This is a genomic window from Calothrix sp. CBUCES-K 9914 (genome assembly GCF_059640475.1).
On record NZ_JBXXZH010000115.1, the window covers coordinates 19,467 to 28,563 of the forward strand.

5 protein-coding genes are annotated in these 9,097 nt (G+C 40.6%); 2 read left to right on the top strand and 3 right to left on the bottom strand.

Annotated features, from left to right (window positions below; genetic code table 11):
- Positions 1 to 51 precede the first annotated feature (51 nt).
- Positions 52 to 3,729: a chromosome segregation protein SMC gene (smc, locus tag AC2JBO_RS23955; protein WP_496956137.1), complete on the bottom strand. Its 3,678-nt coding sequence runs from the start codon at positions 3,727 to 3,729 to the stop codon at positions 52 to 54.
- A 778-nt stretch (positions 3,730 to 4,507) separates the two neighbouring features.
- Here smc and AC2JBO_RS23960 point away from each other — a divergent pair.
- Positions 4,508 to 5,053, top strand: coding sequence for a restriction endonuclease subunit R (locus AC2JBO_RS23960; protein WP_496956138.1), 546 nt, complete (start codon positions 4,508 to 4,510; stop codon positions 5,051 to 5,053).
- A gap of 353 nt (positions 5,054 to 5,406) precedes the next feature.
- On the opposite strand, the gene thiS is transcribed toward AC2JBO_RS23960, so the two are convergent.
- The gene (gene thiS / locus AC2JBO_RS23965) at positions 5,407 to 5,628 is read right to left on the bottom strand and encodes a sulfur carrier protein ThiS (protein WP_496956139.1); all 222 of its coding nucleotides are present in this window, start codon (positions 5,626 to 5,628) and stop codon (positions 5,407 to 5,409) included.
- Positions 5,621 to 6,736 carry a thiamine phosphate synthase gene (locus AC2JBO_RS23970; protein ID WP_496956140.1) on the bottom strand — a complete coding sequence of 372 codons (1,116 nt, stop codon included), beginning with the start codon at positions 6,734 to 6,736 and terminating at the stop codon, positions 5,621 to 5,623. Before AC2JBO_RS23970 ends, thiS begins: the two co-directional genes overlap by 8 nt.
- Positions 6,737 to 6,987: 251 nt before the next feature.
- Here AC2JBO_RS23970 and AC2JBO_RS23975 point away from each other — a divergent pair, with 251 nt between their 5' ends.
- Entirely contained in the window at positions 6,988 to 8,880 is a 1,893-nt protein-coding gene (locus AC2JBO_RS23975) for a DUF1565 domain-containing protein (protein ID WP_496956141.1), read from the top strand.
- Positions 8,881 to 9,097 lie beyond the last annotated feature (217 nt).

Genomic DNA, 9,097 nt, shown 5'->3' on the forward strand with positions numbered 1-9,097 from the left:
GAGTCCTGAATCTCGAATCCGGTTAATCTATACACTATTATTAACAAAAACTCAAGCCGATGTATGTTCGGATTTGAGCTTGATTCCCAAAACTTGAGTATAAGCTCCTCTCGCTTGAGTCACGCCGATTGTGCGTTCGGCTGATTCTATCATTGGGCGCCGTAAACTAACAACTATAAATTGTGCAGATTGCGCCTGTTGTTTAACCATTTTAGCTAATCGTTCTACATTTGCCCCATCTAAAAACATATCTACTTCATCAAAAGCATAAAAAGGTGATGGACGGTACTTTTGGAGGGCGAAAATAAAGCTTAATGCTGTTAGGGATTTTTCTCCCCCCGACATCGAAGCTAAACGCTGTACGGGTTTACCTTTCGGGTGTGCTACTAGGTTCAAACCGCTGATAAATGGGTCTTCGGGGTTATCTAATTGTAAATAACCATCACCATCTGAGAGTGTCGCGAAAATTGATTGAAAGTTTTCATTTACAGCATCGAATGATTCTTTGAACGCGCGTTGACGCAATGTAGTGAAATTTTCAATTCTAAATAGTAGCTCTGTACGTTCACCTTCTAAAGTTTCAAGTTTTTGCGTTAATTCCTGTAAACGGTTTTGGGTACGGTCGTATTGTTCGAGTGCGAGCATATTGACTGGTTCCATTGCTTGCATTCGCTTGCTAAGACTTTTGAGTTCTTTTTGCAGTTCCTCTAAATCTACCATTACGGGTACTTCTGGTAATGGGTTGGGTAAATCTTGGGAAATTGTTTGCAACTGCTCTTGAACTTGGGTTAACTCCTCCCGACGTGCGAGTTGGGACTCCTGTAATTTTTGAACTTCCCACTCAATTTGCTGTTGACGTAATAAATGCGCGCGTAGTTCTGCTTCCAGCGCATCGCGTTTTTTCTTCTCTTCTCCCAAGTTTGCTTCTAGTTCAGCTAATTTAGCGCGCGTTTGTTCTATAGAAGTGCTGAGTGCTGAGTGCTGAGTGCTGAGTGTGGAAAGTAGGGTTTGTTGATTGGTTTGGTCTTGTTGGTATTGGGTTATACGTGTTTCTGATTCTTGAATGCGTTCGGTAAGACGGGTAAATTGTGATTCTAGGTTACTTAAACGCTGTTCGGCTTCACGTAGTGCGGTTTCCCGTTGTTTCAATTGTTGCTCGTTATTTTTGATAACTGCTTGGACTTGTTGCCATTCACTAGGTGTTTGTTCTGCTTCTAATGTTGCTAGGGTTTGCCGTAACTGTGCTAATTGTTCTTCTTGACCAGGTAATGAACTATCTAGTATTTCTAAACGTGATTGAGCAGTAGTAAATTTGTTTTGATTTTGTGAGAGTTGTGATTTTGTACTTTCTACTTGCGCTGTTAAGGTTTTAATTTCACGCTGTAGCTGTTCTAACCGTAATTGTTGTTCACGTTTGACTTGACGACTTTCTGTTAATTCTTGTGACAACTGCTTGACACGTGCGCTCATTGATGATATTGCTTCGCCACATCTTTCTAAAACGCGCTCAATTTCATTTAAACGCTGCTTTAATAATCTTACTTCTTCGGTATCTCCTGTTTCCGGCGCCCCAAATCGTAATTGTGAACGTTGTCCAGTACTACCTCCGGTCATCGCACCACTAGGTTCGAGTAATTCCCCATCAAGGGTAACTATACGATATTTACCTAGATGCGCGCGTGCTTGGTTTAAAGTTTCAAAAACAACCGTTCCACCAAACACATAACCAAAAATATCGCGGTAATGGTTTTCTGTCTCAACTAAATTAACCGCTAAATCAATAAAACCATTTGCATACCGTAAATCACTTACAGAAGGTGTTCTTCCTGCTTGAATTTTATTTAATGGTAGAAAAGTTGCCCTTCCTGCACGACGCTGTTTGAGTAATTCAATCCCAGCGGCGCCAACAGAGTCATCTTCTACTACAATGTTTGCCAATCTGGCGCCAGCAGCTATTTCTAAAGCAAGCTGATACTGTGGTTCTACTCGTCCTAACTCAGCAACAAGTCCGCAAACCCCAGGTAAACCCGATTGTAATATTAACTTACTGGCGCCTGTTCCTTGGGCATCTTGCTGTGCTTGTGCTTGCGCTTCTAATTTATCAAGTTGCCTGGTTTTATCTCGCTGTTCTGCTAAAAGACGCTTTTGTGTTTCCTGCTGTAACTGTAATTCCTGTTCGGTAGCACTGAGGTTTTGTGCTAATTCTTGAATTGGTTGATTTGAACTATTAAATTCTGCTTGGAGTATAGTTAGCTGACTTTGCTTTTCAGCTAATTCTGGCTCAATACGTTCTAATAACTCTGTTTGTTCTTGAATTTGTACTTGTAACTGTGAATTACGTTCCCGTAACTGCGCTTGTTCTGTACGCTGTGGTTCGAGAGTTTGTAGCAAAGTTTCTACTTGACGGTTGAGTGCTGTTTGCTGTTGCACCCAAGCTTCCGAAGCTTCCGCGACTTGAGACGCTGTTTCGCGCGATTCTTCTAAAGCTGTTTGAACTAACGCGCGTTGCTGCTGACAATATAATATAGATTGTTGCTCTACAGTTTGCGCTTCGGTGATTTGCTGTAAATTTTGTCTATGCTGCTCAATTTCTAACTGCGTACTTTGTAACTTTCTCGAAGTTTCTTGCTGTGCTGACTGTAACTCACTCTGTTGACGAGTAAGCTGTTTTCGTTCAGCTTCTTGGTTTGCAAGTTGTGACTGTGCAGCTAATAACTCTTCACCACCCAAAGTTTTGAGATGTAAGTTCAATTGTTCTAATTCAATATTTTTCGTAGCAATTTGATTATTAACACTGGTCAACTGTTCAGCAAGTTCAACACTTTGCTTATCTCCAGCTTGAATTTGTGTTTGTAAGCGCTCTTGTTGATTTTGCAGCGTTCGCCATGATAATACAGCTTCCCACTTTTGCTTTTCCAGAAATTCAACACGAAATTTCTGATATCTTTCCGCTTTGGCTTTATCTTGCGCTAACCTTTCGCACTGCGTTACTAACTCCGACTCAATAATGCGGCAATTATCTTCTTTTTCCTTAACTTCCTCTAAAGTCTTTTTCGCTTGGTTAATTTTTCTATCGAATGCTCCGACACCAGCTAACTCGTCAATAATTTCCCGACGTTCACGCGCGTTCATAGAAATAATACTCGTAACGTCCCCTTGGAGTACAACGTTATAACCTTCGGGGTGAACCCGTAACAGTTCGAGTTCTTCGTGCAACTCAGTTAAAGTACAAGAAATACCATTTATATAATAGTTAGAAGTATAAGTACCTTGCTGCGTAACACGTAATCTTCGCGTCACACACCAATCTTCACCCGGTTTCGCGCGGATTTTTTCTTTACGGTTTTTATCGTCTTCGCTAACTTCGACTTCTTCCTTGGGTTCCTCTTCTTCATCAGTTAAGTCATCTTCAATAACCGTAACAGTTAAATCCTCATCTAACACAGCATCCGGTTCATGGTCAGAAAGGTCAAAGGTAACGGTAACACTTGCTTCAACCGTCGAACGTCCTTTTGATGCTTGGGTTGTGTTAACCAAGTCAGGAAGTCGATCCGCGCGCATCCCCTTAGAACCTGCCAAACCAAGGCAAAACAGTAGCGCGTCCAGAATGTTCGACTTTCCAGAACCATTAGGCCCAGATATAACGGTAAAACCTGTTAATAGAGGTACTGAAGTTGTGCCGCCGAACGATTTAAAATTTGTAAGTTCAACGCGCTTGATGTGAACCATAAGCGGGTATTTGTCTTGGGTAGGTGTGTGAGGAACGTGTTTGTTTAATGGCACCGCGATGGTGTGTAAATTTATTTGAGCGAGCCAATAAGGTATAAGTGTACCAACTATAGTGATATTTGCAACAGGGAAATATTATAATTAAAGAAAAATTTTTGTGAAGAGCCAACCCATCGTAATAAGGACTTTAGTCTTTACCACCAGCTTCAAACTTTAAAGCATAGCACAAAGCCTTGTAAATACTACAATATTATTCAACCCATAAGAAATTTGCAAAAATTAAATTAATAATCTTGTGGAACAGGCATAGAAAGCCTGTTATTTATCTAGGGCGGGCAAGAATGCCCACCCCACAAGATATTTCTATAATTACATTAAGATTTGTGTAGGTAAATTTACTTTATGTCGTACTTTTATTCTCTACGTGGATGGTTAGAAGTAGAACCATAAAAGTTTGAGACTAATAGAGTCAATTACAGGGTGCTTATGAGAAAGATACGAAAATCGGTCTTTATTTACATTTTACGGCGCCGATGTAACTCAAGAGGGTATAGAACTATTATGTATAGAATTAGGAAATATATTAATTGAAACTACATATGGTGCGTGACGCTACAAGTTTTATCGTTTGTAGTGAAATTTTTTCGTAGCGTCACGCACCCTACATATTGAACAATAAAGCATTTGTATTACTTTTATGAAAATTGATTATATTATCTAGGAAAATATTTTTCTTTATGTACAATTATACCATACAGGTAAGTAAAGGTTTTATCAAATGGCTACTACCCTTGATGCAAGCAATCTAACATTAGAAAATGTCTGGGCACTGTTAAATTATGAAGAACAATATAATAGCTCATTTACGTCTTTATTAAACTTAGAATCTTTAACTGAATTTGAGCAGCAGGAATTAGAGGAGATTAGAAATTTATTTCGCAGCTACTATGCAGCAGGAAAAATTAGTGAAGGGCAAATTAGATTTTTATTTCTGGCGCCTCTACTTAGACTAGCAGGATTTTACACTCCTCGCATCAAAATACTTTTAGAGGAAAAAATTGCCGATATTTTGGTAGAAGATGAGGATAAGTTGATTAAAGGGCGTATGGATATACTTGCTTTAAATAAGCAAATTAAAAGAACTGAGATAACACCTTTTTGGATTTTGGTTATAGAAACTAAGAATAGCACAGTTCACCAAATGGAGGGATTGCCGCAGTTACTAACTTACGCATACAAGAGTTTAGAAAATCAACCATTTGTTTGGGGTTTAACTACCAATGTGCCCATTCCACAATTACATTCCACTTTTATGCCTTTGTGAAGGTTGACAAAATCACATTAGAGTATACACGGCTGTATTTATGAAGTTATGTAAAGGTTATTTAAGAATTAAGTCTTTTTAATATGTAAGAATACGGAACTTGGTATGGTTAATACAACGTTAAAATTTCATGGTGTTAAGAATATGAACTCATCAAAACCAGGCCAGTTGGGTGTTTCAATTGCTATGGGTGTTGCTGTAATGTTGACCAGCGTCAGCGTTATTACGATTATGAGTATGTTCTAAATAAGTGTATCAATAATCATTGTGGTCATAAAACTTAACAAAGCCTCTCTCTTCACTGAGGGAGGCTTTTACATTTTTCTAGATCTGATTTTAGGGTTGACAACTGGTTAGCCTCCTCCGACGATTGTAACTATTTCTAGGTTGTCGTTAGGTTGGATTTGTGTTGTTTGCCAGTATTGTCTGTGTAAGATTTCGCCATTATATTCTACGGCAACAAGACGGGGATTAAAGCCTAGTTGTTGAAGTAAGTCAGGTAAAGGGGTTTGCGCCGCACATGTACGGGGTTCGCCGTTTACCTGAAGTGTTATTTTGTCTATTTTTTCAGCCATATGACTTTCTTTCGGGTTGAATGCGGTTCAACTGCGAGAGTAAATACTGTGTTACTAAGGTTGGTTGTTCTGCTTGCATTAAACTTCGTACTACTGCAATACGACTGGCACCTGCGTCGATAACATCGTTAATATTACTAGTATCGATACCACCTATTGCAAACCAGGGTACAGTGCTATGCTGGGCTGCATATTGTACGTAATCTAAACCAACAGCGGGTTTTCCTTCTTTGGTTGGGGTTTCGTATACAGGCCCTACGCCAATATAATCGGCGCCATCAGCGATAGCCTGTTGCAATTCGTCTCTGTTTGTGGTAGAACGACCTATCAAGCGCTGTGGCCCGAGTAGCTGACGCGCGACTGCAATCGGCATATCTTGTTGCCCTAAATGCACTCCATCAGCATCTACCGCTAACGCTAAATCAACACGGTCATTGATAATAAAAAGGGCGCCATAACTACGACACAAGTCACGCAATAAAATAGCCAAGTCAAGACGGACAGTATCGTCGCCGTTTTTGTCGCGGTACTGAACCAAAGTCAGTCCACCCTTAAGTGCAGCTTCGACGGTTTGAACTAAGTTTTCACTTTTGGAGGTGACAAGATAAAGACGCGCGTGCAAAAGCAGTTGATGCCGCTCATAACCCATTAAATTCGTTTCTAGGGTGTAAACTCGATAACGCATCTGCTTAAAAGCAATTCCCATATTGGAATTAACTAGCTTGCCATACTCTTCTAAGACTCGCAAAGCTTCCTGAACACGGCAGAAGTTGGCTTGTAAAAGTGCCTTAATGCCCGAACGGGTTTCTTCGTTGGGGTGCGTAAGTTCAGTCCCGGTATCTCCTTCTGTATTGCGTGCCGCGCGTAACTCAGCAGTATGCCAGCTAGCAACTTCTTGTCGTAACTGCTTGCATTCAGAAGTCATTTGGGCATTGTTTAACCCAAAACGACACCATTCCTCTATAATTCGCAAGCCTTCACGCGCACGGTCTAAATTAGCATCTAAAATGCGGTAAACAACTTGCTGTATCTGCTGTTTTTGGCTGTATGGCTCGACCATTACAACAACCCCATTAGTGCTTTCATCGTAACAGCCAGCCTGTTTCATATTGGCTTTATACAGTCGTATACGAGGTTAATAAAACTAGATGGCAGAAAACTTAAAAATATAAGCTTTATGCTTACCTTCTTACTTTGTATCAAAAATAGCCAATCGGTCAATATGCTTTTGGAGCGTGATTTATTCCGTATCATTACTGAGCTAGAAAGACAAGCCCAAAAAATCTATGTAAAAAACGTAATCGACATATTGACAATAAAAGTATAAAAAAGTCTTGTTGGTTAAAGGAGTGCAAAAAATTGATTAACCCCTATTCGGTTCAAAAATCTTCTCGGTTAGGTAATCTGCCTAGCAATCTGGCTTCTAGAAGTCATAAATCATATTCGTTCCTCAATACAAACTTGTTAACTTCGATTTTTCGTTCATCAGTGCTACTACTAGGCTTAAGCATTACTATCGCATTGACGGCTATCTTTAACACTTTTACTAGCACTGCCCTTGCCCAAACCCCTAAAGGACAAGAGCGAACAGTTCAGGGTGAACAAATAATTTCTCAGGTAAACGTCCTCTTTGTCAACCCAAGTGTCGGAGATGACAAAACTGGAAATGGCGGCGAACGCACCCCATTCAAGACAATAACCCAAGCTTTGCACGTTGCGGCGCCCAATAGCACGATTCAGCTTGCTCCCGGTACATACAGTCAAGCTTCAGGTGAAGTATTTCCTTTGATACTCAAAACAGGAGTTTCAATTACTGGTGATGCGAAAACCAAAGGACGAGGAATTGTCATCCAAGGTGGAGATGATTACCTGAGTCGTGCCTTTGGTAAACAAAACATTACGATTATCGGCGCCAACTCTTCATCTATTGTTGGGGTAACGGTAATGAATCCTAACCCACGTGGATATGGGATTTTAATCGAGTCAAGCAACCCGACCATTAGTGAGAATACCTTCGCTGGCAGTACCCAAGACGGAATATCCATAACAGGTAATGCCACCCCAGTTATTAGCAAAAATTATTTTTATCAAAATAAAGCAAACGGATTGACAGTTTCAGGGAATGCTCGTCCCGAAATCAGAGAAAATATATTTCAAGATACAGGATTTGGTATTAATATTGCTCAAAACGCCGAACCAGTAATTATTAGCAATCAAATCCAGTACAACCGGGCAGGAGTTATTGTACAAGCTTCTTCCCGTCCGAAATTACGTAATAACTTGATTCAAAGTAATCGCGAAGATGGATTAGTTGTAATTGCCCAAGCTGTACCTGATTTGGGTAGTGCATCCGAACCAGGTGGAAATCAATTTCGCAGCAACGCGCGCTATGACATCAACGCTTCGGCATCAAAACAGCTATTTGCTGCCGTCGGCAACACCATTGCAAGTAACCGTATCGCAGGTAAAGTTGATATTAGCGGCGCCGCACCCATAGCTACTGCTCCAAGCGTTTCTAATGACCAATCAACTGCATCTAGTAACGAGATTACATTTAGCGCACCCAGCGTTCCCCAAACCGTTGAACAACCAAGCAACCGACTTCAAAGGACACCATCAACTAGCAATATCGCTCGTAATAATACTCCCATTAACAATCGTCGTTCTAAACTAACTCCCACGGCGCCTGTTAATCCCATTAATACAATTGGCAGTGCATTAAACAACCAGTTAACACCATTACAACCAGTATCATCAGGTATACCCCAAATTAACTACGTCCGGGTTAATCCTCAAACGATAGAATTTGCTGCACAAGAACCTGTATCAAATCAGCTAGCACAGATACAGCCATTACAGCCTATCCAAACTGTTTCTCCTATAGGTCAAACAATAGGTCAAACAAACTTTTTGCCTGGTAATAATCAATCATTATTAGCGCCAAACAACATTATCCAAATGCCAACACCCATACAGGCGCCAACACCTTATAATCAATCTTCTTTAATTGCCTCTAATGGTACACAAATTGCCAGCGCACCCACAGGTATAAGGTATCGCGTCATAGTACCAACATTAAACAACCGAGACGAAGACATTATTCGTTTCCTAGCTCCCGGAGCGTTCCGTACAACTGTACGTGGACAAGGAGTTATCCAAGTTGGAGTATTCAGCAATAGTTTCAACGCCGAACAAATGTTAAGAGTTCTTAATAATAACGGTCTAAAAGGAATAATTGAACCTCTTAATTAAGAGTGCTGAGTGCTGAGTGATGAGTGCTGAGTGCCTGGTTGTTATTCCTAACTCCTAACTCCTAACTCCTAACTCCTAACTCTACTCAGCACCCAGCACTCAGCACTCAGCACTTTTTACTCCCACGATCGATTTAAGTTTGGATGCAAAGGACTCAGAACAAGAGGTTGTTTCTGGTGTGAATTGTCCAATTGCGGGGTGGTGGGTTGCTTTGGAT

Excerpts from the sequence above, each read along its gene's own strand:
- AC2JBO_RS23960 (WP_496956138.1), top strand. The coding sequence starts at position 4,508 with ATGGCTACTACCCTTGATGCAAGCAATCTAACATTAGAAAATGTCTGG.
- smc (WP_496956137.1), bottom strand. The coding sequence starts at position 3,729 with ATGGTTCACATCAAGCGCGTTGAACTTACAAATTTTAAATCGTTCGGC.
- AC2JBO_RS23970 (WP_496956140.1), bottom strand. The coding sequence starts at position 6,736 with ATGAAACAGGCTGGCTGTTACGATGAAAGCACTAATGGGGTTGTTGTA.
- thiS (WP_496956139.1), bottom strand. The coding sequence starts at position 5,628 with ATGGCTGAAAAAATAGACAAAATAACACTTCAGGTAAACGGCGAACCC.